The organism is Coprococcus eutactus, from assembly GCF_025149915.1.
GTDB classification, from domain to species: Bacteria; Bacillota; Clostridia; order Lachnospirales; family Lachnospiraceae; genus Coprococcus; species Coprococcus eutactus.
Window position 1 is genome coordinate 2,300,584 of sequence record NZ_CP102278.1, and the last position, 24,625, is coordinate 2,325,208.

General features: G+C 44.6%; 29 protein-coding genes and 1 riboswitch. Of the genes, 2 read left to right on the top strand and 27 right to left on the bottom strand.

What is annotated here, in order from left to right; all coding sequences use genetic code 11:
- Window positions 1-55 precede the first annotated feature (55 nt).
- The 11 genes from NQ536_RS10105 to NQ536_RS10155 all read right to left on the bottom strand — a co-directional run bounded on the left by NQ536_RS10105 (window position 56) and on the right by NQ536_RS10155 (window position 8,552).
- Entirely contained in the window at window positions 56-196 is a 141-nt protein-coding gene (locus tag NQ536_RS10105; protein WP_004850271.1) for a hypothetical protein, read from the bottom strand.
- A complete protein-coding gene (locus tag NQ536_RS10110; RefSeq protein ID WP_004850269.1) occupies window positions 177-1,025 on the bottom strand; it encodes a YdcF family protein in 849 nt (282 codons plus the stop codon). The genes NQ536_RS10105 and NQ536_RS10110 overlap by 20 nt, the downstream gene beginning before the upstream one ends.
- Window positions 1,026-2,378 (bottom strand): MATE family efflux transporter, encoded by a 1,353-nt coding sequence (locus tag NQ536_RS10115; RefSeq protein ID WP_004850268.1) that lies wholly within the window; start codon window positions 2,376-2,378, stop codon window positions 1,026-1,028.
- A gap of 75 nt (window positions 2,379-2,453) precedes the next feature.
- Window positions 2,454-3,035 carry a type II secretion system protein gene (locus NQ536_RS10120; protein ID WP_004850267.1) on the bottom strand — a complete coding sequence of 194 codons (582 nt, stop codon included), beginning with the start codon at window positions 3,033-3,035 and terminating at the stop codon, window positions 2,454-2,456.
- Window positions 3,036-3,242: 207 nt separating this feature from the next.
- A complete protein-coding gene (thiC, locus tag NQ536_RS10125) occupies window positions 3,243-4,553 on the bottom strand; it encodes a phosphomethylpyrimidine synthase ThiC (RefSeq protein ID WP_004850265.1) in 1,311 nt (436 codons plus the stop codon).
- A gap of 274 nt (window positions 4,554-4,827) precedes the next feature.
- Window positions 4,828-4,936, bottom strand: a riboswitch (TPP riboswitch).
- An 84-nt stretch (window positions 4,937-5,020) separates the two neighbouring features.
- Window positions 5,021-5,530 (bottom strand): GNAT family N-acetyltransferase, encoded by a 510-nt coding sequence (locus NQ536_RS10130; RefSeq protein WP_004850262.1) that lies wholly within the window; start codon window positions 5,528-5,530, stop codon window positions 5,021-5,023.
- Between the two features lie 118 nt (window positions 5,531-5,648).
- The gene (gene pnuC / locus NQ536_RS10135; RefSeq protein ID WP_004850260.1) at window positions 5,649-6,338 is read right to left on the bottom strand and encodes a nicotinamide riboside transporter PnuC; all 690 of its coding nucleotides are present in this window, start codon (window positions 6,336-6,338) and stop codon (window positions 5,649-5,651) included.
- A 139-nt stretch (window positions 6,339-6,477) separates the two neighbouring features.
- A complete protein-coding gene (locus NQ536_RS10140) occupies window positions 6,478-7,278 on the bottom strand; it encodes an MBL fold metallo-hydrolase (RefSeq protein ID WP_044997844.1) in 801 nt (266 codons plus the stop codon).
- 78 nt (window positions 7,279-7,356) lie between these two features.
- Window positions 7,357-7,830 carry a YbaK/EbsC family protein gene (locus NQ536_RS10145; protein ID WP_004850257.1) on the bottom strand — a complete coding sequence of 158 codons (474 nt, stop codon included), beginning with the start codon at window positions 7,828-7,830 and terminating at the stop codon, window positions 7,357-7,359.
- 58 nt (window positions 7,831-7,888) lie between these two features.
- Window positions 7,889-8,029 carry a hypothetical protein gene (locus tag NQ536_RS10150; protein ID WP_004850255.1) on the bottom strand — a complete coding sequence of 47 codons (141 nt, stop codon included), beginning with the start codon at window positions 8,027-8,029 and terminating at the stop codon, window positions 7,889-7,891.
- 64 nt (window positions 8,030-8,093) lie between these two features.
- On the bottom strand, window positions 8,094-8,552 hold the full coding sequence (locus tag NQ536_RS10155; protein ID WP_004850254.1) for a GNAT family N-acetyltransferase: 459 nt from the start codon (window positions 8,550-8,552) through the stop codon (window positions 8,094-8,096).
- 294 nt (window positions 8,553-8,846) lie between these two features.
- On the opposite strand from NQ536_RS10155, the gene NQ536_RS10160 reads away from it, so the two are divergent.
- Both NQ536_RS10160 and NQ536_RS10165 read left to right on the top strand, forming a co-directional pair.
- Window positions 8,847-10,157: an MATE family efflux transporter gene (locus NQ536_RS10160; RefSeq protein WP_004850250.1), complete on the top strand. Its 1,311-nt coding sequence runs from the start codon at window positions 8,847-8,849 to the stop codon at window positions 10,155-10,157.
- 102 nt (window positions 10,158-10,259) lie between these two features.
- Entirely contained in the window at window positions 10,260-11,069 is an 810-nt protein-coding gene (locus NQ536_RS10165) for a YwqG family protein (protein ID WP_259805304.1), read from the top strand.
- 53 nt (window positions 11,070-11,122) lie between these two features.
- On the opposite strand, the gene NQ536_RS13805 is transcribed toward NQ536_RS10165, so the two are convergent.
- From NQ536_RS13805 to NQ536_RS10245, 16 genes are all read right to left on the bottom strand, one after another.
- Complete coding sequence (locus NQ536_RS13805; protein WP_069358421.1) at window positions 11,123-12,115, bottom strand: cysteine-rich small domain-containing protein; 993 nt, start codon at window positions 12,113-12,115, stop codon at window positions 11,123-11,125.
- Between the two features lie 3 nt (window positions 12,116-12,118).
- Window positions 12,119-12,508 (bottom strand): hypothetical protein, encoded by a 390-nt coding sequence (locus tag NQ536_RS10175; RefSeq protein ID WP_004850245.1) that lies wholly within the window; start codon window positions 12,506-12,508, stop codon window positions 12,119-12,121.
- Between the two features lie 13 nt (window positions 12,509-12,521).
- Entirely contained in the window at window positions 12,522-13,082 is a 561-nt protein-coding gene (locus tag NQ536_RS10180; RefSeq protein ID WP_004850243.1) for an NUDIX hydrolase, read from the bottom strand.
- Window positions 13,083-13,139: 57 nt separating this feature from the next.
- Window positions 13,140-13,577, bottom strand: a complete 438-nt coding sequence (locus tag NQ536_RS10185) for a GatB/YqeY domain-containing protein (protein WP_004850241.1) — start codon at window positions 13,575-13,577, stop codon at window positions 13,140-13,142.
- A gap of 173 nt (window positions 13,578-13,750) precedes the next feature.
- Window positions 13,751-14,620, bottom strand: coding sequence for a methylenetetrahydrofolate reductase [NAD(P)H] (gene metF, locus NQ536_RS10190; protein WP_004850236.1), 870 nt, complete (start codon window positions 14,618-14,620; stop codon window positions 13,751-13,753).
- 88 nt (window positions 14,621-14,708) lie between these two features.
- Entirely contained in the window at window positions 14,709-15,392 is a 684-nt protein-coding gene (locus NQ536_RS10195; protein ID WP_004850234.1) for a YjjG family noncanonical pyrimidine nucleotidase, read from the bottom strand.
- A 289-nt stretch (window positions 15,393-15,681) separates the two neighbouring features.
- Window positions 15,682-16,341: a hypothetical protein gene (locus NQ536_RS10200; RefSeq protein ID WP_004850232.1), complete on the bottom strand. Its 660-nt coding sequence runs from the start codon at window positions 16,339-16,341 to the stop codon at window positions 15,682-15,684.
- Window positions 16,342-16,385: 44 nt separating this feature from the next.
- Entirely contained in the window at window positions 16,386-17,039 is a 654-nt protein-coding gene (locus tag NQ536_RS10205; protein ID WP_004850231.1) for a hypothetical protein, read from the bottom strand.
- A gap of 41 nt (window positions 17,040-17,080) precedes the next feature.
- Complete coding sequence (locus NQ536_RS10210) at window positions 17,081-17,998, bottom strand: ATP-binding cassette domain-containing protein (protein WP_227909636.1); 918 nt, start codon at window positions 17,996-17,998, stop codon at window positions 17,081-17,083.
- Window positions 17,999-18,115: 117 nt separating this feature from the next.
- Entirely contained in the window at window positions 18,116-18,487 is a 372-nt protein-coding gene (locus NQ536_RS10215) for a GntR family transcriptional regulator (protein WP_044997842.1), read from the bottom strand.
- Between the two features lie 173 nt (window positions 18,488-18,660).
- Entirely contained in the window at window positions 18,661-19,026 is a 366-nt protein-coding gene (locus NQ536_RS10220) for an ArsR/SmtB family transcription factor (RefSeq protein ID WP_044997841.1), read from the bottom strand.
- 87 nt (window positions 19,027-19,113) lie between these two features.
- Window positions 19,114-21,027 carry a heavy metal translocating P-type ATPase gene (locus NQ536_RS10225; RefSeq protein WP_004850222.1) on the bottom strand — a complete coding sequence of 638 codons (1,914 nt, stop codon included), beginning with the start codon at window positions 21,025-21,027 and terminating at the stop codon, window positions 19,114-19,116.
- 172 nt (window positions 21,028-21,199) lie between these two features.
- A complete protein-coding gene (locus NQ536_RS10230; protein WP_044997840.1) occupies window positions 21,200-21,418 on the bottom strand; it encodes a cation transporter in 219 nt (72 codons plus the stop codon).
- 336 nt (window positions 21,419-21,754) lie between these two features.
- Entirely contained in the window at window positions 21,755-21,976 is a 222-nt protein-coding gene (locus tag NQ536_RS10235; RefSeq protein ID WP_004850220.1) for an acyl carrier protein, read from the bottom strand.
- An 87-nt stretch (window positions 21,977-22,063) separates the two neighbouring features.
- The gene (locus NQ536_RS10240) at window positions 22,064-23,533 is read right to left on the bottom strand and encodes a class I adenylate-forming enzyme family protein (protein WP_004850217.1); all 1,470 of its coding nucleotides are present in this window, start codon (window positions 23,531-23,533) and stop codon (window positions 22,064-22,066) included.
- A gap of 20 nt (window positions 23,534-23,553) precedes the next feature.
- Window positions 23,554-24,618: a hypothetical protein gene (locus tag NQ536_RS10245; RefSeq protein WP_004850216.1), complete on the bottom strand. Its 1,065-nt coding sequence runs from the start codon at window positions 24,616-24,618 to the stop codon at window positions 23,554-23,556.
- Between the last annotated feature and the right edge of the window lie 7 nt (window positions 24,619-24,625).

Here is a 24,625-nt window from a genome sequence, read left to right on the forward strand (position 1 = left end):
AGAGTCATTATAACATAATTTCTTCTATTTAGAAGTACGTTTTTACATGCATTTTTCAAGAAATATTACAAGGTTTTTTCAAGGTTATCTGTGCATTTCGACCAAATATACCTGCATGGGTGTCCGGCGGATCATTGTATTCACTTTGTCCGCCTCGCAGCGCACCTGTCCACGTATCAGCCGCTGATCCACTCATACAGTATGCCTGCCATCTCCCTGACATAGTATGTCGGAAGCAGCCACCATGCAGTGCTTCCAGCTATGGAACCCGTATCTATACCCTGCTTTTCCGCAATCCTCTTTGCCCTGTACTCATGGAATTCATTTGTCACGATATTCATTCCGTCAGGCAGGTCATTCTGTTCTATTATCTGAGCCGAAAACTTTATATTCTCCCTTGTGGATGTGGACTTGTCTTCCATATATATCCTCTCAGGTGATATTCCATGTTCTGTCAGATATTCATACATGCACTGTGCCTCCGACATGCTCTCATCTGCGCCCTGTCCACCGGACACAACACATACAGCCTCCGGGTTCTCATCAAGATAATCCTGTGCTGCTATAAGTCTCTCTCTCAGCATAAGGCTTGGACCGCCGCCTCTGACCGCGCATCCGAGCACCACGACTGTGGCATCCTGTTTAGGCTTTACATGAGCCGCATAGACCATGTGATACGTGATGACCACAACAAGGGCAAGAGCAATGGTTACAAGCGCAAGCACGATACTTAAGCATATCTTTCCTGCTTTTTTATCCCAAAGCTTTCTGACAGATTTGTTTATCTTTGCCCTGAATACTCCATACAATGTGAGAAGTGCAAACACGCCTGTTCCCAGCAGGGTTCCTACATTCACATGACAACCTCTGAACACCGGATATATGAACATCAGCATTCCCAGCACGCCTATTATACAGAATATAACTCTCCATATATGATATCCCCGTGTACGCACCGCCACACCATCTTTGCTTATTTCTTTACTCATATCTCCATGGCTCTTCTGAGTCATTTTATCTGTCATCTATTCTATCCTCCCTGTTTTTTCTCTTTTCAGCTTCTTAATACCATTCACACAGAATAACAGTGACATGACTGTTGCTATAGTCCAGCCTATAGGCCAGGCCAGCCATATTCCTGTGGCGGAACCTATAACTCTTGACAGCACTATCGCCAGCACCACCCTGAGTATCAGATCTGTAAATGTCGATGTCATAAATCTGCCCATCATGCCTGTTCCCCTTAGTATTCCATCCGCTACAAGTTTTGCCGATACTACAAAGTAGAACGGCGCCAGTATCCTGAGATACGTGACTCCCGTGTCAAGGGCAAGTCCTGTCCTGTTCTCCATAAATGGATACATGCCATAACGGCCAAAGAAAAAGTACAAAACCGCAAATGGTATGCATAGTCCCCATATAAGTTTTATTCCAGCTTTAAGTCCCTGTCCTATCCTGTCGATCTTACCCGCGCCAAGATTCTGTGCGGTATAGTTGGATATTCCATTTCCAAGTGTTGTAAATGACGTTATGACGAGATTATTGAGCTTTACAGCCGCCGCATATCCCGCTATGACAGAGGCTCCAAATCCATTGATGACGCTCTGAATAATTATATTTCCAACTGAGATAAAGCTCTGCTGAAGTATGCTCGGTATGGCTATAACTGCTATCTTGCCCAGCATGTTTCCCGAAAATACACGGATCTTTCCTTCAGTGCGAACTGCCGCCAGACGTCTGAACACAACTATTATCGCAAGTACAGCGCTCACACCCTGACAGATGAATGTAGCCCACGCAACTCCATTTACCCCCATTTCAAATGTCTTTACAAACAGTATATCAACGGCTATGTTGGACACCGATGAGATGGCAAGAAATATAAACGGCGTTCTCGAATCGCCCAGCGCGGAGAATATTCCTGTCGCTATGTTGTAGAAGAACAAAAATGGCACTCCCAATATGTATATGTTCAGATAAGTAAGCGAATCTCTCATCAGCTCATCCGGAGTGTCAATGAGTGCCAGCAGTCTCTCACCAAGCAGGAATCCGACCAGCATGAGAACCGCCACAAGTACAGCGCTTGCTATGAGAGTAGTCCAGACCGCAGTCTTCATCTCGCTGTATTTCTTTGCCCCGAACAGCTGTGATACTATGACCGAACAGCCTATATTGCACCCAAATGCAAATGCTATGAAGATAAGCGTTATCTCATAACTGTTGCCGACCGCCGCCAGAGCATTTTCTCCTATAAACTGCCCCGCCACAAAGCTGTCCGCTATGTTGTAAAGCTGCTGAAATATTACACTTCCAAAAAGTGGAAGGCAGAATCTCCATAACACTGATTCCGGCCTTCCAACTGTCAAATCCTTATTCACTCCTACCCCTTCTTTTCTCTATACTTCATATCAGCTCTCCAATAACTGATATGCTCGCAGATCTAATATCCAATATCAATCCGACTGATGTCCATTCCACCACGGTGTAGTATACTTTCCTTCACATATCGAATACCAACTCACCCAGCTGTCGCCTCTGTTCGTATCATATCTAAGCCACTCTCCCGCCTTACCAGCCTCGGTCCTTGTACCATATTTCTTGGAATCATCAGCATAATATACATACACCTTGCGCGTCTTGAGATCCTTGTATGTAATCTGCTGAACCTTCCCCGTATCAACCACCGCAATTGCCTCAAAGCCCTGTCCTTTTGGATCAAAGGAATTATATATTGACGCTATCAGGCTATGTGTTGAATCATTAGGATTTGGGGCAGACGCATTACTTGACAAATATTGCACACTGAATCCCGATGCATCTCTCTCGGCATCACTGCCAAGCGTCCCCTCACTGGCGTCAATCAAAGACGCTTCCACCGCAGTTTCAAAATTTCTTGCATTTGTCATAGCCTTGCTGTCTCGTGATTTCTGAATGTACTTAATAAGCATCGGAGCAAGTGCCCCTGCCAGCACCGCCATAATAGCGATGACAATAATGAGTTCAACCAACGAAAATCCACCGTCATATTTTTTCATCTTCTATTTCTCCCCACATATTAAAGCCACATATCTATAGAAATTCTCTTCCAGCATATATGCTCTTTTTTTGCCTATATTTTATACTTGTTTATTTTCCATTACAATAGGCAAAAATAACAAACATGTGCAAAAATGGCGGTACACGGAACCTCTCCATGTACCACCATCTGCAATTTTCTATATACATAATATGTATATGTTACATCAGAGAATATCTATATACTCCCCTGACAGCGCCTTGTTCATCGATCTTACAGCACAGAACTTACCGCACATACTGCACGTGTCGCTGTACTCGTCATCAGGCTTTCTGCTGTCCCTGATCTCCTTTGCGGTCTCAGGATCTATGGCACATGCAAACTGTGCATCCCAGTCGAGGACACGTCTCGCATCCGCCATCTTGTCATCTATATCCCTCGCTCCAGGTATCCCCTTTGCTATATCTGCCGCATGGGCTGCTATCTTGGAGGCTACGATTCCCTGCTTGACATCGTCTACATTTGGCAGGGCAAGGTGCTCTGCTGGTGTTACGTAACAGAGGAATGCTGCTCCGTTCATGGCTGCGACCGCTCCGCCTATGGCACTTGTGATGTGATCGTATCCCGGTGCTATATCTGTGACAAGAGGTCCAAGTACGTAGAATGGTGCGCCCATACAGAGTGTCTTCTGAACCTCCATGTTGGCTGCAATCTGATTGAGTGGCACATGACCAGGGCCCTCAACCATAACCTGTACGTTATGATCCCACGCGCGCTTTGTCAGCTCTCCAAGTCTGACAAGCTCCTCTATCTGACATACATCCGTTGCGTCCGCAAGACATCCCGGACGACATGCATCTCCAAGTGATACTGTCACATCGTATTCCTCGCATATGTCAAGGATCTGATCAAAATACTCGTAGAACGGATTCTCGTTACCAGTCATGGTCATCCATGCAAATACAAGACTGCCGCCACGGCTGACTATATTCATCTTTCTCTTATGTTTCTTGATCTGTTCGATCGTCTTTCTTGTTATTCCACAGTGGAGAGTCACAAAATCAACTCCATCCTCCGCATGAAGACGTACCACATCGATGAAATCCTGTGCTGTCAGTGTCGCAAGGTCTCTCTGATAGTGGATAACGCTGTCATATACCGGCACAGTTCCTATCATAGCCGGACACTCTGAAGTGAGCTTCTGTCTGAACGGCTGTGTATTGCCGTGGCTTGACAGATCCATGATCGCCTCTGCTCCCATCTCGACAGCACTCATAACCTTCTGCATCTCGATACCATAATCCTTGCAGTCTCTTGACACGCCAAGATTGACATTGATCTTGGTCCTCAGCATGCTTCCAACTCCCTCTGGGTTTAAGCATGTGTGCTTTTTGTTGGCTGGTATCGCTACCTTGCCCTCTCCTACCAGTTTCATCAGCGCCTCAGTGGACATATGCTCTTTCTCGGCAACTTTCTCGATCTCAGGGGTTACTATGCCTTTTCTTGCTGCGTCCATCTGTGTTGTGTAATTTCTCATCTGTTCCTCCAATCTGATCCGGCTTTATAAATCTGTTCCAGATCTAATATTTGTTTCTCTTACACTTTTATAGTGGCGGAAGGTGGTGCCCCCAATCAGCCACTTTAGGAGTGTCCCACTCACGTGGATTATTCCTTATAAAGGAGCAGACGCATGAAAGGCGCTTACGCGCGGCGTCTGCGTGCTTCACAAGGAATCCCCCCACTTACGCGGGTCCCTCCTTATGAAAAAAGAGACACAGGAATGCGTCTCTTCTTTCTTACTTACATCATTATGTATGTATCAAACGTATCCCTACGGCGGCATTATCCGCATCAGGTTGTGGGTCGAAGCGTTCAGCCTCCTCTCAGCCGGTTAACTCGCCAGCTCCCCATTCTTATATCCAATTCTCTGTCAACAAGTATACCGCTGTCAGATCGTAACATCAACATATTTTTCTGTGATGTTACACCGTATGCTGCAACTCATTACTGATCTGCATCTTTTCTAAGGTCATAATAGTGCGGAATGATATCCTCGTAATGTCCATCAGGCATCCTAAAGCCTCCCGGGATAACGCCCAGCGGAGTAAAACCAATCCTTTTATACAGATGGAGTGCATGTACATTTGATGCTACTACGGCATTGAACTGGAGCACTCCAAAGCCTTTCTTCTTTGCCATGGAGATACAGTCAAGCACAAGCTTTTCTCCTATGTGCTCACCGCGGATATCGCGTCTCACGGCATAGCTGGCATTACATATATGTCCGCATCTTCCCACGTTGTTCGGATGAAGTATGTAGAGTCCTACCACCTCACCATTCTCTGTGTTCTCGGCGATACCGGTATATGTCTGCTCTTTGAAAAATGCATCGCCTGATTCCGGTGTCAGATCCTCTTCCTGTGGAAATGCCACTCCGTCATCCACAACCTGGTTCCAGATCTCTGATGCTGACTTTGCATCTGCTGCCATGTACTCTCTTATGTTTATATTCATCTATGAGTCCTCCTATTATGATAAGATTTCACTTATATTCTATTTCTTCTTTTATCATTCTGCCTGCATGCTCACTGTGAACATAAAAATAAGTTCAGTGTTATATTACAATTATCTCCTACAAATCCACAGCCTGCCTCACTTCCCTCTTTTTCCAGCTCACAAAGCCATACATATCATTCGCAAAGAATATGACGAAGTTTACAACCACAGGAATATATGCCGGATTCTCAAGTGACGCGAGAACCCACAAAACTATCAGAATCACATCATTTGCTGCATATCCAACAGCGTAGTATGACGATCTCAGCATGGTGAGAGCCGCTGCAAGGAAGCTTGTGACGATTGATATGGTACTGAACACTATGTTCGGCGTATCAAGCAGCATCAGTATATAGTAGAATACAATCGTTACAAGCACCGTGCTGACAGTGAGCCATATCACATGTCTTCTTGTCAGTTTCTGTATGGCAACCTCACTGCTGTTGCCCTCCGACGGATTCTTGAACCACGTTATGGCGGACCACACCGCCATCGGCATCGTCATCCCGAGGTAGGTTATCATCTCACCCCAGTAGCGGAACCTGAATGATATTATACCGTATAATATGCTGAATACGACCATCAATATCTGCGCCCACACATTTCCTTTTGCCGCAAATATAAGCGATGTCACGCCTATGAGGGCCGCTGCAAGTGTGAGAATGTCCAGATCTGCAGTGAGAAGATTCGATACCAGCACTATAATGAGGGAACACAGCCAGATAAACCATTCCCGCTTAGTCAGTTCTTTTATTGGATTGTACATTTCGATCTCTCCTTTTTATCGCCTATCTTTAGCAAATTCTTTTCTAGTTGCCTGTATTTTCAAACAATTCTATCGTTCAAGAAAGTCATTCATCTTCTAATTTCTCTCAGATTTTGACTATATTCTTTCCTGCCCATCTCTAAAGTCTTATTTTCTCCAAATCATCTGGCACATGCAGGTTGCCGCTGTAATACCTTTTGCCCTCTGCCACGTACAATTCTTTTCTATGTGTTATATTTTTATCCTCTGTATGATATAGCAACAGATTCTGAACTTCAAGCTTTTCTGCAAGTTCACAGGCATCCTTGACTGTTGAGTGATGTTTCTCGTAAGGATCAAATATATCCGTCTCGGAATACAGGCAGAATGCCTCATGGAGCAGCCATTTGCTGCCTCTCGCATACTTCTCCTCACAATCATTGTAAGGCTCGTCTCCGCAGCACGTAATTTTCGCGCCATCACCCATATCCATACAGAATCCAAATTGCTTTGTCTTAGTTGAACCAGTATCAAAAAATGTGACCTTTCTGTCCATTATCTCTTTCGTATCGCCGTCATTCACCTCAACCAGATGAAGTCTGTCACCAATATATACTGTCTCCTTCTTATTAAGAAGTTGCATTGCCATCTCCCTAAGTAAAGCGATGACCTCGTCATGTCCGTATATAACGGCTTCGCCTTCATACGAACCTTTTTTCATATGCTGGCATATCATGCGGATCATCCACACCGCACCGAGTATATGATCCACATGTTTATGCGTCACAAATATTGTCCTCATGTCCTGCCAGTTAAAACCCGCTTTCTTAAGCTGTGACAGTATGCCGTTACCACCGCCGCCATCCACTAGAAAATGTTCGTCTCCATCTGACATCACAAAGCATGTATTATAACACTCTGTCACAAGTGCACTTCCTGTTCCAAGCATCGTTATGTCCATACACCCATTCTTCCTTCCCAAATACTTAATTCGTATAATAAGCACCATCCGCAGACTCATATTAACCTGATTAACAGCTTACTTCTCCGGCTCCTTGCACACATCAACCCAGCCGGCAGCCCCAGATGCATCCTCAAGCTCAGAGATGGTGAGATTCACTGCACTGTGGTCATTGCCCGCCGCAGGGAAAACCCTCTCGTATCTCTTGAGGCTCTCATCAAGGTATACATCTATCCCCGGATTTATGCCAAATGGACACACTCCGCCCGGTGCATGTCCGACAAGCTCCTCCACGCTATCAAATGGCACCATCTTCGCCTTGACGTGGAATCTGTCTCTATATTTCCTATTGTCAACTCTGGCTGTGCCCTCGGTGAGTATGAGTACTATCTTGTCATCCTGTATGAACGCCATGGTCTTAGCGATCATGCCCGGCTCAACTCCAAGCGCCTCCGCCGCCATGGCAACAGTTGCCGTCGGAGCGTCCATAAGTATGATCCTGTCTCCATATCCTTTATCTTCAAGAAACTTTTCTGCCTTTTCCAGTGACATGGCTGTACGTCCTCCTTGTTGTAATTATCTGTATTCCAGCACTTCATCCATTTTCTTTCTAGGTCTCATATCCGGATTCTCTGCAGCAGGTTCTGGATCGCCGCACCTCGATAAGCTGTCTTATAATCGCCGGCTCCACTGGGATATCTTTAAACTTTCTAATACTGCGTCTTTTTTCTATGCTATCTCTTACCTTCATAGCTATGTCTGCCTCCGTCTGTCTCCGTAAATATATGTATGTAAACTGTCTATTATCAAAAGCATCATAATTGCTGTATATCTATAACCATGCACTCCTCAGATGCCTTAAATCCAATTGATTCGTACAGCGGTCTGCCGCTTTCCGTGGCATCAAGGCTTATCTCCGTGACGTCATGTGCACGCGCATCCTCTATAAGCATATTCACAAGCTGCCTGGCGATTCCCCTCCTTCGATAGTCCTTTTCTGTATATACATTCATGAGATGTGCTCTCTTTCCCGAAGGATGAGAAAATGTTGGCATAATTTCAATATAAGACATACTGGCACACGCCACACATCTTCCGTCATCGACAGCTACAACAGTTGTCTGATCACCCTCAAGAAAATACCTTCTGCTGCTCACCACCAATTCATCATCAAATATGTAATCAACAGGAAGATCATTGACTATCCTAAGCATGGACAATCTGACATCCATCAGCATACCTATATCATTTGCATCTGTCACTCTATACTCCATAATACCCCCTTATTAATCCTTGACATTTTTATGCCTCCTGTTATAATAACACAAGTCGGACGGTATATTGAATATTAATATACCTTGCAAGGTGTTCTGCAGATGCAGGATTCCCGGATGGAACATGAATCGCGATACAAATATATCAGAATTTTCATGAGCCAGATAAGATACTTTATCTTATCTGGCTCTTTTTTTATGCGGCTAGCAGGTTAATGTGCCCCCGCGATCATGTGCCTTTCCGATTTTCAATGATTTTCAATTATAAACTATTTTTGTTAAGGAGATTTACAAATGGACCTGTTAAGAAACGATCTGAAAAAGCTTTACTTCAAATTCCTCATTCCTTCCCTTGGAAGTGCCATGGTCATGTCCATATACACCCTGACTGATGCCATCGTCATCGGCAAAGGTGTTGGAGCTGATGCCCTGGCCGCTCTGAGCATCACAACGCCACTGCTGTGCATACTTATGTCAACTGGAATTCTCTTTGGCGTAGGTGGCTCGGTACAGATGAGCGTGCACAGAGGAAGTGGCAACACAATGAAATCTAACCTTTACTTCACCGTGTCATTCATAATGATCGCGGCAATCACCGCACTGCTGTGGATACTGTACGGAACATGTATGCCATCACTGCTTAGACTCATGGGAGCAAATGCCACTCTATACCCATATGCCATGTCATACATGCACTATATAAATATGTTCCTGCCGGTTGCAGTATTTTCCAACTTCATCGCTATATTTGTGAGGGCTGACAATGATCCGAACCGCGCCATGGCAGGCGTCCTGCTAGGCGGAGTGTTCAATATCGTGATGGACATCGTACTGATATTCCCGCTGAAGCAGGGAATCGGCGGAGCCGCGCTTGCCTCTGTTGTCGGTATGCTGATCCAGGTACTTGTCGCCTCATCACATTTCCTCAGCAAAAAGAATGAGCTGCGTTTCATAATGCCACACAGGATCCTGAACAGCATGAAGAATATCGTGACAGCCGGTATCCCGAGTTTCTTCAATGAATTTGCAAATGGATTTATAGTGCTGCTGTTCAACATACAGATATTGAAGTACTGCGGTGAGAATGCCCTGTCCATATACAGCGTCATCTCCAACTGCGTCATCCTGTTCAATTCTTTGTTCACAGGAGTTGGTCAGTCTGTGCAGCCTGTAATCTCGACCAACTATGGAGCAAATAACATAGGCAGAATAAACACCATAAAAAGAATGGCTTACACAACCATCCTGATCATGGGTGCGCTGTTCTCACTTCTTGGAATACTTTTTCCAAGGGTGCTCTGCGGTGTGTTTATAGATATGAATGAAAGCCTTGGCGTCATTGCCGATCTTGGTGTCAGAGCGTACTTCTTTGCATTTGTGCCATTTGGGATCAACCTGATGACCTCCTACTATCTCCAGGCCATACTGAAATCCGGGCAGTCTCTGTGTATATCACTGCTCCGAAACATCATACTCAGCAGCGTGTGTATACTGACGTTCCCAGTTTTGACCAGTGGCAACAGCTTGTGGTTTGCTGCACCTGTGACCGAGGCTGTGACTCTTACTGTCAGTCTGGTATTTCTGGCGCAAGAATCCCCAAGGTAGGGTAGCCATTAAATGTGTATGCAAATTAGGCGATATTAGATATAATGAATGTGTTGACTTTAACAAATAGGGATTAGGGGGTATAAAATGAAAATGCACGAAATGGATTTGATTGAATTCCTTATTAAAGAAGGACACACTGATATTGCAGAAAGTATTAAAGACTACCGAAAAAATACTATTAAAATGTGTGTGAAGGATGTAGAAAATGTAATTGCAAAAGGCACAAGTAAAATCGGTGGCTTTCCTGATCTTCCGCCCGAAATTCCATATCCCACAATGTCGGGCTATTCCTGCAAGCGCGGAGATGACACTGAGCGGTACGAAAAATCAGCAATGCAGCTTGTTGCTCAAATCAATCTTGCGGACATTGCCGACTTGGATATTGAAAACAAGCTTCCGCACATGGGTATTTTATATTTTTTCTGGAGCGGAGAAATCGACTCAATTCACCAGACCAACAAATGGGTTGAAAGCATTGCTGACGCCCCCGAAAATTCGGCTTATCACAAGGTGATCTGGTACAACGGCGACCTGGCAAATTTAAAGAGAACTGAGCCGCCTGTTCCATATTATTCAAAGTATTTTACAGAAACTTTTGAGGAAAAGGCTGTCGAGTTTGAACTCACCACAGATTATCAGCCACTGGGAGATGTGCTTGACTGTGACCTATTTGACCGTCTTGAAGAAGTTGCTCCAGATTATGATATCGAATATCTTTCGTATGACGGAAACAAATTATTCGGTTATCCTACGGGTGGTAATATTCCGGATGTAAACACAAAAACACATCTGCTGTTTCAATATGGTTACAACGTTGGTTGTCTATGGAATATCTTTTGGATCATTTCAGATGAAGATTTAAAGAACCGCAATTTCGACAAAGCGGTCTTTAGTTTCGATTTGGATTAATAACTATAATTCTAAGTAGGAGCAGAACACTCCTGCTCCTACTTGGTATAAATTCAGTGCTTTATACAGAATTCACAGCCACCACGCTGTCCAATACAATCTATGCAATCAGAATCTACTGCAAACACATCTTCACCCGCGATCAGATATGCTCCAACAAGACTCATCTTCGGCGACATACGTTCTCCGTTCCATGACACGCCTACCTGTGATGCATCCATAAGTCCAAGCAACTCAGGTACAGCATCCATGCCCATTCCATAATATCCCGAACCGAATGACGGACTGCAATACTTCTTCTCATATACACTGTTCTTTCTCTCAAGATATCCCTGTATCCACCCTCTTATGACATCCATGCATGCCACCTGAAATGTCTCCATGTAATACTGCTCAAGAACCGATCCAGCACTCTCAAGGTCAACATCCGGCGCATGAAATGCATATAAGTAACCTTTTTCAACACCGGCTGTGTCAATCTGTTCAAGTACATTGCACTCTATCTTTTTATTCCCAAATTCCAAGTATCCCTTGTGGACACATTCCCCCGCAAATGGCTGCAGCAGAACAGACACTTCCATGGGATTCGAAACGGTTTCCGTACAGTCCAAAGCTGTTTCCTTGCTATTGGTTTTTTCTGACAAGGATCCAGTCATAATTCCATTTACTACGTGGTCAACCAGCAGTCTATGTTCCGCGCGCATATCCTCATCCATATCATTTATGTGAGTGATCTTAAAAAGTCTGTCCATCAACAGACTTTTCATTTTGCGCAGATCCACACGAATGATTTCGTCCTGTCTGCGCAGATGTGCAATAACTTTATCGTACATCTCCGGACTGTGAACCACCAGACACGAGCTGCAGTCCTTTATCCGCTGTCCCCGTCCGGTTATTATATATTCCGGGGATCCTAAACAGTTGTCATCGAGGTATAAAGGGCAATAACAGAACAGACAGTTAAAAGCATCTTCATCCTGCACCTCATGACATGGGAAAAATTCACATTCTCTGTTCTGGAAAAACCTATAACTGTTACTTATCATAAATTATTTGACCCTGTTCTTTGATGCTCCCATGAACATGACAAATGGAACAATGATCCCAACTATCATCATGGCAACTCCAATAACCTTGCTGTCTCCTGCTACAAGTGATACTATTCCGCTCACAATTGCAAGTATGAGCAGGAATGCTGCCCACACAACTATCGCAGATGCCTTTGCCACCTTGTTGCTTCCAGCTATTCCAAATATTCCGCCTATGACCGCTGCAAGTGACGCGATTCCAACCACAACGCCACACGCGATAGCCTTAGATGATGGATCATCCGCAAGCACAAGCTTTGCCACATCATAATATCCTGCATTTACAAGTCCCCATATGAGCATGATGACAGCTGACACCGTAACCATACCCTTTCCTGGTAATTTCTCCATACACATACTCCTTCTACTTTCTGCTCCATACATAGCAAAACGCCTGGGTTCTGGCTGCGAATTTCTCAGTCTTTAGCAGCTCCCTCACTTCAGACTTGGTGTACCAGCCAGGGGTGATCTCCTCCAGAGTTGATGTGCTCGGCTTAAACTCGCCTCTCGCCTTGCCCACCACACACATATTTGTCTCGTTTGAAAATCCGACAGCGCTGTAGCTTGTACCTATTGTATCTGTGATCTCGTACAGCTCAAGTCCCGTCTCCTCCATGAGTTCACGCTTTGCGCTGACCTCTGGTGTCTCTCCCGGATCTATCAGTCCTGCAGGGAAATTGTATACCCACTCGCCAGGAGCCAGTCTGTATTCTCTGTCTATCAGGATCTTCTCATCATTCTCATCTGTGGCTATGATGACAACTGCATCCGCAGCCTTGCCGTGAAGTCCCTCAAAATCTGTGATATCGCCATTTCTGCTTATCATCTCATAATTTTTCAGTATGCCATCTACGGTCTCATACTTCACATCATACCTTGTGATGAACTTGCCCTGTTCCTTCTTCTCAATTCCTACAAACTTCATATTTTTCTCCACTAATTCCGTTCACTAATTCGCAGATTTGATTTCTGTCAGAAACTATTATTTGCAAAGCTCTGCAACAACCTGATTGATAACCTTGCCGTCAGCCTTGCCCTTGAGCTCTGCCATTACTGTCTTCATGATCTGTCCCTTGTTCTTGGTTGCGATCACATCAGCAAACTTTGTGGTGAGTATCTCTCTGACCTCATCCTCTGACAAAAGCTTTGGCGCATACTCGTTGAACACATCATATCTTGCCTTGTACTGCTCAAGCAGATCTGTTCTGTCTGCAGGACATGTGTCGATCTGCTCCTTCACAGACTTGATCTCCTTGAGGATAACGCTGTCAACTATATCCTCTGGTATATTGTCTCTGCAGCCGTTGTCTATACCAACTTTTTTAACTGCCGATACGAGAGATGATATGCTGTCCTTTCTCTCCTTATCTCTTGCCTTCATTGCTGCTATCATGTCCTTCTGTAAAACTTCGAGTGTCATTTTTTATTCCTTCTTTCTTATAATTGTTACCTTAGTTTTGACATCTTGTATTTATTATAATATTATTTGGCGGTTTATTATGTAGGAATTCAGCTTGCAGGATGATATCATCATACACACCTGTCTTACAAATTTCTACCAACTGCCAGTTTAATATATACATCTGTATCTTATCAAACTTTAAGTATCTCACTGAGATTCTTCTGTATTCCGGCTGCGACCTCCGGCTTATTCATGGAGTACACATGTATATGCTTTACTCCATTTGCCATGAGATCGATGATCTGGTCTGTTGCATACGCGATTCCAGCCTGTCTCATGGCCGCCTCTGTATCGCCAAATGCATCCACTATACTCTTGAATCTCTCAGGCACATTACAGCCTGAAAGCTTCACCGCATTCCCCACCTGGACACGCTTTGTGATCGGCATGATTCCCGGTATGATCGGGACGTTTATTCCAGCCTCCCTGACTCTGTACATAAAATTAAAGAAAATGTTGTTATCAAAGAACATCTGTGTAGTCAGGTAATCGCATCCGGCATCGACCTTCTTCTTAAGCCCGGCTATGTCATCGTGCTTATTTGCAGAATCCGGATGTACCTCAGGATAGCAGGCACCGCCCACACAGAAGTCACCCGACTCCTTGATGAGCTCCACCAGCTCGGATGCATGCGAAAACTCAGTAAACACCTGTCCATCATAGTTCTTCGGTATATCTCCGCGAAGGGCAAGTATGTTCTCTATCCCTGCGCTCTTCATCTCCACAAGCGCATTCTTTATTCCGTCTCTGCTGGCACACACGCATGTGAGATGTGCTATAGTCGGAACATCATACTTCTCCTGTATCTCCCGCGCAAGCTGTATGGTATGACCCTTTGTACTTCCGCCAGCGCCGTAGGTTACACTCATATAGTCAGGCTTTAGCGCCGCTATGCCAAGTGCGGCAGCCTCAACATCCGCAAAGTCGGTGTCTTTCTTTGGTGGGAACACCTCAAATGAGAGTGTCGCCTTATCCTGTGTGATCAAATCTCTTATCTTCATGTACTACCTCTGTATATTTGTCTATTCCTGTTTATTTCAATCTGGACTCATTTGTATCCGGTCCCGATAAATAATTTTGCTTTTTTGCTTACAGCTCTTCAAGCAGCGCCGGTATCTCCATAAGTGTTTTCACCTCATAGTCCGGATGTATATCCGCCGCCTGCTGACCATCAGGGTTGAACCATATCGTCCTTATCCCGGCATTTATTCCGCCCTGTATATCTGATGTCAGACTGTCTCCTATGATCACAGTCTCATCTGCCTTTATCTCTGGTCTCCTGCCAAAACAATAGTCAAAGAATTCTCTGGACGGTTTCTCTGCTCCGGCATCCTCAGATATGAATATATCCTCAAAATACTTGCCTATACCGCTGTCCGCAAGTCGTCCGCTCTGTACATTTGAGCCGCCATTTGACACAATGTACATTCTGTAGCTTCCGTGCAAGGTTTCAAGCAGCTTTATCGTATCAGGGAATACAAATCCCTTCTGGCTGAGCTGATCCTCATAGTAGGCTGTCGCCTCTGCAGCAGAGTAGTCAACTCCCAGCTCTGCAAATAGTATCTCGTATCTGCTTTCCTTCACCTGCTGCCTTGTGAGCAGCCCCTGTTCAAGCAGCTTCCATCTCGATTTGTTGATCTCGCTGTATCTGGATATGACCTTTTCTGTAGGCTCCACCCCTATATGCCTGAGCATATTGGAGAGCGCTCTGCTCTCGCTGCGCTTGAAGTCCAGCAGTGTCTCATCCAGATCAAACAATATGTTCTGTACCATATAACTTCCTTATATCTTTCTTTTATCTTTCTTATATCTTTCTTTTCAAATTCATATGCTGACTTATCAGTGTTTGTCGTTATGATTCTGCATTTTATACATTACTCTTATGCGCAGCTGCCGGATTTTTCCAGCACACACATTCTTAAATATTATATTCCACTCACCTGATAATAGCAATAGAGCCGGTTACAAATCTTCTGCTGTGACCGCCCTCTCTTCGGCAATCCTACACAATCCGCAACCGGCTCTGTTCCGTCTATTTTATTAAGTTTAGTTGTATTTTCATTTACTTCATGCCCTTGCTGAGTCCGCTCATTGCATACTCTGACAACTGTTTTCTGTAGAGAAGTGAACTGATCAAATACTCTATAACACCACCCAAAAGGATGGCCGTATATCCAAGGACAGCAAGTTTTACAATCCCAAGGCTTATAACCTCTGATATATGATGGTGACACAGCCAGGAACTGACTATTGACATGCAGGTTATTATCACCAGCATAAACACGATAAAGCTTGCCACAAAATATTTGTAACATACACCACAGAATATCATAGCTCCGAACAATATGCATATGATCATAAACAATGTATCCTGATAGTTTTCTGTATTCTCCGGGAACATTCTGATAAGTATATATTTCTCCGCAATCAGTATCGTTAGCATTACAAGATATACAACAGTACTCACGATCACGGGCATTCCCACTTCCAGCTTTCTCTTCATCGCGCTTGACTGCACATAATCCGATGCATTCATGTATATTATCATCTGATAGGCAAACATTCCAGTAAGCATAAAGTAGAAACCGCCCAGCATGTTCGTTCCATGTGATGACAGTTCGACCACAAACCCTATTGCAGTGAACAAGATAAGCATCATCACATTTGTCTTTAATTTATATCCATATCTGAGAAGTTTAAAACCAAGTATCAAATCTTTCATCCCTTAATCCTCCTTGTCTGATCCAACTCCAATCATAAGCTCTGTTAATCCTCATCCAGGTATGACGCCTCAACCTTGCGGTACATATGTCTGCGCGTCACATATATTCCAACCGGCAGCAATACCGCCAGTGCTACAACTATGAGCCATGTAAACTTCTGCAATCCCGAAGATATCGTTATATATATAACCGCAGCTCCCGATGCCCCTGATGACAGCATGGACAGCAGACTCATGACCTGAACATTCTGGACATATCTCGTAATGTTCAGCGCCCACACGGAAATATCTGCTGTGAGCAGTATCGACAGGCAAAGCAGTCTTACCGGGTTACCCACCATAATTTCATATGGTACGACCACTATCACCATGCATATCGCGATCCTCACCGGTCGGACAAGCAGATCCGCCGTAAGCGCATTCCGTAACATGGCTTTCCCCTTTGTTGACGTCTTCAGATAGTCCATTCCAAGGCAGCCCTTCGCACATATTGCACCGAATCCCCAATAATCAGCCATAACCTCGATCGCAGTCATGAGCGCCGCTCCCACACCGAGCATGACCGCTGTTACATAATATTTTCTCACTCCTATATCGATCAATGCCAGTATCACCCCCAGTATGATCGGTATCAACACATTACACACTAGCCGGTATTTTCCATTCGTGATGGCTCTGTAATCCTTTATCATCCTCATAATTACGCTCCTATAAATACGTGAAACACTCTAAGCAGTTTTTACTTTAATACCATTTTTGTATTATTCTTCATGACCGCAACACTTATCTGAAACAGCGATGGTATCTCCTTGCTCACATTCATGCCGGCAAGCTTGTCCAGATTCTCTGCAAGACAGATTCCTTCAAAACCATACGGATTCTTAGTCATGGTATAAAGGATCTTTGATGCCGCCTCCGCATCCTGGGCATCTCCCTTTATCAGTATGTATTTCTCCTTCAGGTCCTCCACAAATCCGCACTCGACCACATTTCCATGTTCCATGATGATCGCATAATCAGTGATGCTCTCCATATCGGATATATTGTGTGTTGAGAACAATACACTCTTCTCCCCCGCTCCGTCGCTTATATAATCGCCGATCATCTGACACAGCTTGTCTCGCATAAGAGGATCAAGAGGCGATGCCGGCTCATCGAGCAGCAGCAGGTCAGTATCCCTCGCCATAACCCCGGCAAGCATCAGCTTAGTTCTGGTTCCATCAGAGAGTGCTGAACACTTTTTCTTCAGAGCAACACCGTTCGGAGAATCAGGAAATATCGCAAGTTCGCGGCAATATCTTTCGAACTCGTCCCTGTCAAAATTGTCAAAGAGCAGACTGCTTATCTCCTCCACATCAGATACAGTCCACTGTGGAAGGTAATATCTGCCTGTTCCCGTATAGCCTATCCTGTTCTTTACATCCGCCCTTCTCTCCTTCTCCTCCGATGAATACTTGTCAAAGAAAGTCAGCTCACCTTTGTAATCAAGTCTTATTCCTGAAAGCATATTGAGAAGCGTCGTCTTTCCCGCTCCATTTTCACCGATGAGTGCTGTCGCAAATCCCTTCGGCACCCTCAAATCAGGTATATCCAGTGTAAATGTCTTAAACTTTTTGGAAATATTCTCCCCTTTTACAGCGCAGTCATAATTCATCATCCAATCCTCCATTAAACCTTAAACTCTCTTCATGTCTTTCTTTTACCCTATTTACTGTCCGCTTTGTTCTCTGCCTGCTTTGTTCTCTGTCTGTTTTGTTCCCTGCCTGTCAGATTGTCAATCCTGTACCATAAGCAAGGCATCAAGCATATTCTTTAGTTCATCGTCCGACAAACCCGCAATACGTGCCGCAGCTATGGCCTCCATCAAAGATGCCTCGACCTTTCGAAGATGCTGCTCTATCAGCATCTCACTGTCCTGTGCATTCACATAAAAGCCCTTGCCTTGTTCAGCCGTGACCAGCCCTTCCTGTTCTAACAGCTCATATGCTTTCATGGTTGTGATAACACTTATCTTCAGATCCCGCGCCAGTCCTCTGATGGACGGCAGATACTCACCCTGGGCATACTTGCCGGCCAATATATCCGACTTGAAACTGTCCGCTATCTGCTGATATATAGGCACTCCTGAATTCTGAGAAAGCCTCATATACATACCTCCCTCAACTGTTTATATGTTATATATACACTATGTACAGGTGCATGTCAACTGTTATTTTGTTTTGCGGCATAGAACTATATATTTTCTTATTATCCCCACAAAAAAATCCCCGCCGGCACCGATCTGTTCAGTACCGACGGGGATCTATCCGTCATATTATTCTATTTTTCAAGCGGACATGTTATCTGGAACATCTCCTCACATACCTTGTGGACAAGTCTAGCGGTCTCCGTGTCTGCCAGCTTGTAGTATACCTCCTTGCCATCTCTTCGGCTCACGATAAGCCCACTGCTTTTGAGCTGTTTCAGGTGATGTGATACAGCCGGATCACTCATCTCCATGGCGGCGGCTATGTTGCTCACACATTCCTCCAGATGGCACAGCATCCAGAGTATCCTGAGTCTGCTGCCATCGCTGAGCTGCTTGAATATATCTGCCATACCACTGCAGTCATCAGCAGACGGCATGCAATTTATGATTTTGTTCTCATTGTCGCAGTGACAATGAGGCAGATGTATTTCTCCCATGTATATTCCTCATCTTTCATATATATAGGAATTGATACTGCATCCTTGTAATGATCGTATATAGATAGTTTCAATTCCCGATCTTCATTATTCTTTGAAACTGAGTGCTCTTGTTGCGTTTAACACCGCAAGGATCATAACTCCAACATCAGCGAATATCGCCCACCACATATTGACAAACCCAACTGCTCCAAGTGCAAGGCACGCAAACTTGATCACAAGTGCAAACACGATATTCTGGTGTACTATCCTGAGTGTCTTCTTGGATATCTTCATGGCGGTCGCTATCTTTGCCGGATCGTCATCCATGAGGACTATATCAGCAGCCTCGATGGCTGCATCCGAACCAAGGGCTCCCATGGCGATTCCTATATCTGCTCTTGAAAGCACAGGGGCGTCATTTATTCCATCACCCACAAATGCAAGCTTTTCTTTTTCACCCTTGGCTGCTATGAGCTTCTCGACCTCGTCAACCTTGTCACCCGGAAGAAGTTCACTTCTGACCTCATCCACGCCAAGTTCTCTTCCCACTGCGTCAGCAACCTTCCTGGCATCTCCGGTAAGCATAACAACCTTCTCCACGCCTGCTGCCTTGAGGCCACTTATAGCCTCCTTTGCATTTGGCTTTACAACATCAGATATCAGAATGTAGCCGGCATATTTTCCATCTACTGCCACGTGTATCTCTGTTCCAACTGACGCAGGAACCGCTGCCTCTATGTTCATCTTCTTCATGAGTTTGACATTTCCCGCTGCAACCTCATGTCCATCCACAACTGCTGACACACCGTGTCCGCTAATCTCCCTGGCATCCGTTACTCTGTTGTTGTCGATCTCTCTGCCGTATGCCTCTTTCAGGCTCTTGCTGATAGGATGGTTGGAATAGCTCTCGACAAATGCTGCCTTCTCAAGCAGATCAGCCTCAGTCATACCAGAAACCGGATGTATCTCTGTAACCTGGAACACACCCTTTGTCAGTGTTCCTGTCTTGTCACACACAACGTATTTCGTATATGAAAGCGCCTCAAGGTAGTTAGAACCTTTGACCAAAATACCCTTTGCCGATGCTCCTCCGATCCCTCCGAAGAAACTCAGCGGGATGGATATTACCAGTGCACATGGGCAGCTGATAACAAGTGTTGTAAGGGCTCTGATGATCCACTTGGACCATGCAGCAGGGTTACCCATGATCATGTTTACCAACGGCGGAAGAACTGCAAGTGCAAGCGCCGCGATACATACAGCCGGTGTGTAATACTTTGCAAATCTTGTGATGAAGTTCTCTGATCTGGACTTCTTCATGCTTGAGTTCTCGACAAGATCAAGTATCTTGGATACGGTTGACTCTCCAAACTCCTTGGTTGTCTCGATCTTTATAAGTCCGTTGAGGTTGACGCATCCACTGATGATCTCATCACCCACATGAACCTCTCTAGGGACACTCTCTCCTGTGAGAGCACTTGTGTTGAGTGAAGATGAACCCTCAACTACCTTTCCGTCGATAGGCACCTTCTCGCCCGGCTGTACGACTATGACAGTCCCAATCTGAACGTCATCGGGATCAACCTGTTCCAGCTTGCCATCCTTCTCTATGTTCGCATAGTCAGGGCGGATATCCATAAGTGCTGTGATGTTCTTTCTGCTCTTTCCCACCGCGTAGCTCTGGAACAGCTCACCAACCTGGTAGAACAGCATAACCGCCGATGCCTCCTTGTACTCACCGAGCACCATGGCGCCAACCGTAGCTATAGCCATAAGGAAATTCTCGTCAAATACTTCTCCGTGTATTATTCCGAGAAAAGCCTTCTTAAGTATATCGTAGCCGATGATGAGATACGGGATCAGGTAAGCCACGATCTCTATGCATCGCCACATAACTGACGGATTCTCAAGATTAACCATCCCACTCTTGTCAAGCACCGTAAATGTGACAGCCATGGCAACGAGAAGAACCGCCGATACTATGATCCTTATAAGGACCTTTTTCTGTTTCTTTGTCATAACATCCTCCTGTCTTATATAATTCCGATCATCTGTAAACCACTAACAGTTCCCATCACATACGAGACATGCTGCAACTAAATTGTTCCCATATATGAGACAAAGCAGGGATCGGAATGCTGATACATTTCAAAACCTGCTTTACAATAGCCTGACACATGACGAATTGTGATTACATGAATATCTCACAGTCAGGCTCTACCTTCTTACATGCCTTAAGAACATTCTTCATAACCTCTGCCTCGTCTGCTCCATCCTCAAACTCAACGCTCATCTTCTGCGCCATGAATGCCACGGCCGCATCTTTAACGCCTGCAACCTTCTTTGTTGCATCCTCCATCTTTGCTGCGCAGTTTGCACAATCAACTTCGATCTTGTACTTCTTCATAATAGTAATCTCCTTATCATCATATTTTCTTATTCATTTTTGAAAGTTAATAAGCTATCGTTTTCATCTAACTCTTCCACCAGGATTTCATCATTCTCGTTGAATCTATGAACATTTAAACATATATTTAATTATATGTCAACAGGCAAATTGAAATTTTTACAAAAATGTTTATATGAACATCTGTGCATATTAAAAAACTGTGTATACATATATTCACAGGACACACAGAACGTGTCTCATCATATGCCATATACACAGTTTTTTATTACGGATATGTCCAAATACACTTCCGATTCTGTTTCGGATGCTGTCCAGCGTCCCGCGCTATCCCGAACGCTATTTCAAATCCTCCACAAGCTCATAAAGAGCTGTAGCTGAGTTGAAGTTGTCCGGTATGATCTCATCACTAGGAATTACAACGCCATACTTATCTGCTATCTCTGATATGATAGAGATGATGTCAAGCGACTCAAGTATTCCGTCGTCAACCAAAGCCTCCTCATTTTCAAAATCTACATTTGGCTTAATCTTTCTGAGCATTTCAATAAATTCTTTCATGATATAGTTCTCCTTTGTACACTTTTTATTCTCTGTATTACTTTTACTCCTTCACCAGGCTTATCGTTATTGTTATCTATTCTGTATTTACGCATTCTGCTCCGCAAGCTTTCTCACTTCCTTTCGCAGCACCGAACCCTTGAATGTCTTTGGAATATTATCGACATAGATATACTTACGAGGCAGTTTATAGCTCTCCAGCCTGTCTGTGAGAAATCGCTCAAACTCAGCCTCATCGTATCCGTCCTTCTGTATAACCAGTATGACCGGCAATTCTCCGGTGATCGGATCTGATATGGATGTAAATGCCACATCGTCTATATATTCATACCCAAGCGCAAGATTTTCTATCTCTGCAGGCGATATTTTACTTCCACCATAGTTTATTACATCATCCGCTCTTCCAACAAGTATGCAGTCGCCATCCTCGTCAAGGTATGCGAGATCCTTTGTCCTCACATATCCACCCACAAGCGTCTCTGCTGTGAGATCAGGATCGTTGTAATACCCTTCCATGACTATTGAACCGCCCCATGAGAGAAGCGCCGGAGCTTCCGGGCTGCCGTTTTCTACTACATTTCCAGCGTCGTCTGTGAATCTGACAATAGAATTCACCGTAGGTCTTCCTATACAGCCGGTCTTGTTGCCATTGCCGCTGAACTCAAGTATGCAGGCGCATCCTGCCTCAGATGAACCGTAAAAATTATAAAGCCTCGTGTCCGGAAGCAGTCTGAGCAGCTTCTCCTTGTCCGCCTCCGCAAGCGGTGCCGAGCCGATCTGTATATAGTCAAGCTGGTCCGCATAATCAGCAATCCTTTCATCAGACAAATGAAATATCATCCCCAGTGATGCCGGTGATATGGCCATGGATGTCGCACCATACTTCTCCACAAGCTTCCACAAAGTTCCAATGAATACCATTCCATCCATCAGACAAACTGTACCTCCGTTCACCATGTCAGACTGATATCTCCTTATTCCGAATGAATGGTTGAGCGGCATAGGGATGATCTCCACATTGCCTTTCTTCATGGATGTTCCCTCTATTACATTTCCTGCTATTCCTACATCTCCGCGGTGAAGCATGACAACTCCCTTTGACGAACCTGTTGTTCCGGTTGTGAAAAGAAGCATGGATCTGTCATTTTCCCCCGGCAGTTCAAGATCTGCCTCATCTGCATCCTTTGCCCTGGCTATTATATCCTTTATCTTTATGCTACTTATTCCGTCTGCCTCTTTATCAGATATCAGGCATTCCGAGTCCACCCTCCCACCTATCTCCAGAACTCTCTCAACGGATGTTGATTTCTCCACCGGGATCACAAGCGCCTGCATATACTGCAGCGCCGAAAACACTGTGAGATAATCTATATTCTGCGTACACCTGAGCATAACGTGGTCACCTTTGCGTATCCCCATACCCATGAGAACTCCCGCAGTCTTTCTTATGCTGCTCCAGTATTCCTTGTATGTGACGCTCTTTCTCAGTTCACATACCGCCATCGTATCCGGCTGAGTCTGTGCATATTTCTGAATGTAATGCAAAATCGTATCCATACCCTTGTACCTCTATTATCTTACTTTCCCTTCTCCTGATACTTAGTCCACTCGTTCAAAAGTTCTTCTTCCTCAGAAGACCATTCGCTCTCCGCATCTGTCCAGCTCTGTTTCTGCTCCTCATTTAACTCTGCACTTAGATCATAATTATCCTTTATGTATTTCGCCAGGTAACTGGTGACCTTCTTCGCACCGGATATATTTGTATGGCGCTTATTGTAGAAATCAGTTGAATAATCAAGCTCCATATCTTCTATATACAGGTTCAGGTCAAGGTAATCGTAGCCCTTACCCTCAAGATATGAATCAAGCTCAAGCTGTATGGCGCCCTGCTTTGCCGTGAGAGCATATGGAGTTGAGAGAAACAGCACCCTGATTCCAAGCTCATCCGCCTTTTTCTGTATATCATCTATATAGCCGAGAGCCTCATCCGACATATACTTCTCATCGGATGCCTTGAGGACCGGCTTCTTCAGCGGCGTGATCTTGGAGACCTGTCTGGCAAACTTATATTCATCAGCAGCTGTGTTCATACGGTCTATTATGAGCTCACTGTCATACTGCACCAGATTGTCATGATACATGAGTATCGGAAACATGAGTTTTATCTTCTGAACCTCATCCTCCTGATAATATTTCTGGATCATCTCGTATTTGGTGAAGGACGGATTCATGCCTGTCACCAGTACCTCAAGATTGTAATTGAGATTGTCTTTATTTATCTGGTCTATATTTCCCCTGAACACAGCACTTCTAAGCTCCACAACAAACAGGTCTACATTCTGGCTCTTCACCGCCTCCTCCATGATATACGGTGCAAGACGTATATCCTGACCGGCGGACGCTATGAGTGCTGATGTAAAGTTCTGCTCTGAAAAAGCCTGCACTGGTATCCAGTATCTGTACATAGCACTCGAACCGATCATCACTGTATCTATGGTGTTGTCTGCCTCCGCATAATAATCAGCCCACACGTCAGAGTCGCCGTCCATCGGTCTTGCAAGCTGTCCAGCCTTGCTCAGCACAAAAAAGAGGAAAGCCATGAGTGACAATATTGAAATAAAATGTTTAACTGAATTCACCATATATTTT

Bases quoted from the DNA above. Each gene is read 5' to 3' on its own strand.
- NQ536_RS10105 (WP_004850271.1), bottom strand. From the start codon at position 196: ATGAGTGGATCAGCGGCTGATACGTGGACAGGTGCGCTGCGAGGCGGA.
- NQ536_RS10110 (WP_004850269.1), bottom strand. From the start codon at position 1,025: ATGACAGATAAAATGACTCAGAAGAGCCATGGAGATATGAGTAAAGAA.
- NQ536_RS10120 (WP_004850267.1), bottom strand. From the start codon at position 3,035: ATGAAAAAATATGACGGTGGATTTTCGTTGGTTGAACTCATTATTGTC.
- thiC (WP_004850265.1), bottom strand. From the start codon at position 4,553: ATGAGAAATTACACAACACAGATGGACGCAGCAAGAAAAGGCATAGTA.
- NQ536_RS10130 (WP_004850262.1), bottom strand. From the start codon at position 5,530: ATGAATATAAACATAAGAGAGTACATGGCAGCAGATGCAAAGTCAGCA.
- pnuC (WP_004850260.1), bottom strand. From the start codon at position 6,338: ATGTACAATCCAATAAAAGAACTGACTAAGCGGGAATGGTTTATCTGG.
- NQ536_RS10140 (WP_044997844.1), bottom strand. From the start codon at position 7,278: ATGGACATAACGATGCTTGGAACAGGAAGTGCACTTGTGACAGAGTGT.
- NQ536_RS10145 (WP_004850257.1), bottom strand. From the start codon at position 7,830: ATGTCACTGGAAAAGGCAGAAAAGTTTCTTGAAGATAAAGGATATGGA.
- NQ536_RS10150 (WP_004850255.1), bottom strand. From the start codon at position 8,029: ATGAAGGTAAGAGATAGCATAGAAAAAAGACGCAGTATTAGAAAGTTT.
- NQ536_RS10155 (WP_004850254.1), bottom strand. From the start codon at position 8,552: ATGGAGTATAGAGTGACAGATGCAAATGATATAGGTATGCTGATGGAT.
- NQ536_RS10160 (WP_004850250.1), top strand. From the start codon at position 8,847: ATGGACCTGTTAAGAAACGATCTGAAAAAGCTTTACTTCAAATTCCTC.
- NQ536_RS10165 (WP_259805304.1), top strand. From the start codon at position 10,260: ATGGATTTGATTGAATTCCTTATTAAAGAAGGACACACTGATATTGCA.
- NQ536_RS13805 (WP_069358421.1), bottom strand. From the start codon at position 12,115: ATGATAAGTAACAGTTATAGGTTTTTCCAGAACAGAGAATGTGAATTT.
- NQ536_RS10175 (WP_004850245.1), bottom strand. From the start codon at position 12,508: ATGGAGAAATTACCAGGAAAGGGTATGGTTACGGTGTCAGCTGTCATC.
- NQ536_RS10180 (WP_004850243.1), bottom strand. From the start codon at position 13,082: ATGAAGTTTGTAGGAATTGAGAAGAAGGAACAGGGCAAGTTCATCACA.
- NQ536_RS10185 (WP_004850241.1), bottom strand. From the start codon at position 13,577: ATGACACTCGAAGTTTTACAGAAGGACATGATAGCAGCAATGAAGGCA.
- metF (WP_004850236.1), bottom strand. From the start codon at position 14,620: ATGAAGATAAGAGATTTGATCACACAGGATAAGGCGACACTCTCATTT.
- NQ536_RS10195 (WP_004850234.1), bottom strand. From the start codon at position 15,392: ATGGTACAGAACATATTGTTTGATCTGGATGAGACACTGCTGGACTTC.
- NQ536_RS10200 (WP_004850232.1), bottom strand. From the start codon at position 16,341: ATGAAAGATTTGATACTTGGTTTTAAACTTCTCAGATATGGATATAAA.
- NQ536_RS10205 (WP_004850231.1), bottom strand. From the start codon at position 17,039: ATGAGGATGATAAAGGATTACAGAGCCATCACGAATGGAAAATACCGG.
- NQ536_RS10210 (WP_227909636.1), bottom strand. From the start codon at position 17,998: ATGATGAATTATGACTGCGCTGTAAAAGGGGAGAATATTTCCAAAAAG.
- NQ536_RS10215 (WP_044997842.1), bottom strand. From the start codon at position 18,487: ATGAGGCTTTCTCAGAATTCAGGAGTGCCTATATATCAGCAGATAGCG.
- NQ536_RS10220 (WP_044997841.1), bottom strand. From the start codon at position 19,026: ATGGGAGAAATACATCTGCCTCATTGTCACTGCGACAATGAGAACAAA.
- NQ536_RS10225 (WP_004850222.1), bottom strand. From the start codon at position 21,027: ATGACAAAGAAACAGAAAAAGGTCCTTATAAGGATCATAGTATCGGCG.
- NQ536_RS10235 (WP_004850220.1), bottom strand. From the start codon at position 21,976: ATGAAAGAATTTATTGAAATGCTCAGAAAGATTAAGCCAAATGTAGAT.
- NQ536_RS10240 (WP_004850217.1), bottom strand. From the start codon at position 23,533: ATGGATACGATTTTGCATTACATTCAGAAATATGCACAGACTCAGCCG.
- NQ536_RS10245 (WP_004850216.1), bottom strand. From the start codon at position 24,618: ATGGTGAATTCAGTTAAACATTTTATTTCAATATTGTCACTCATGGCT.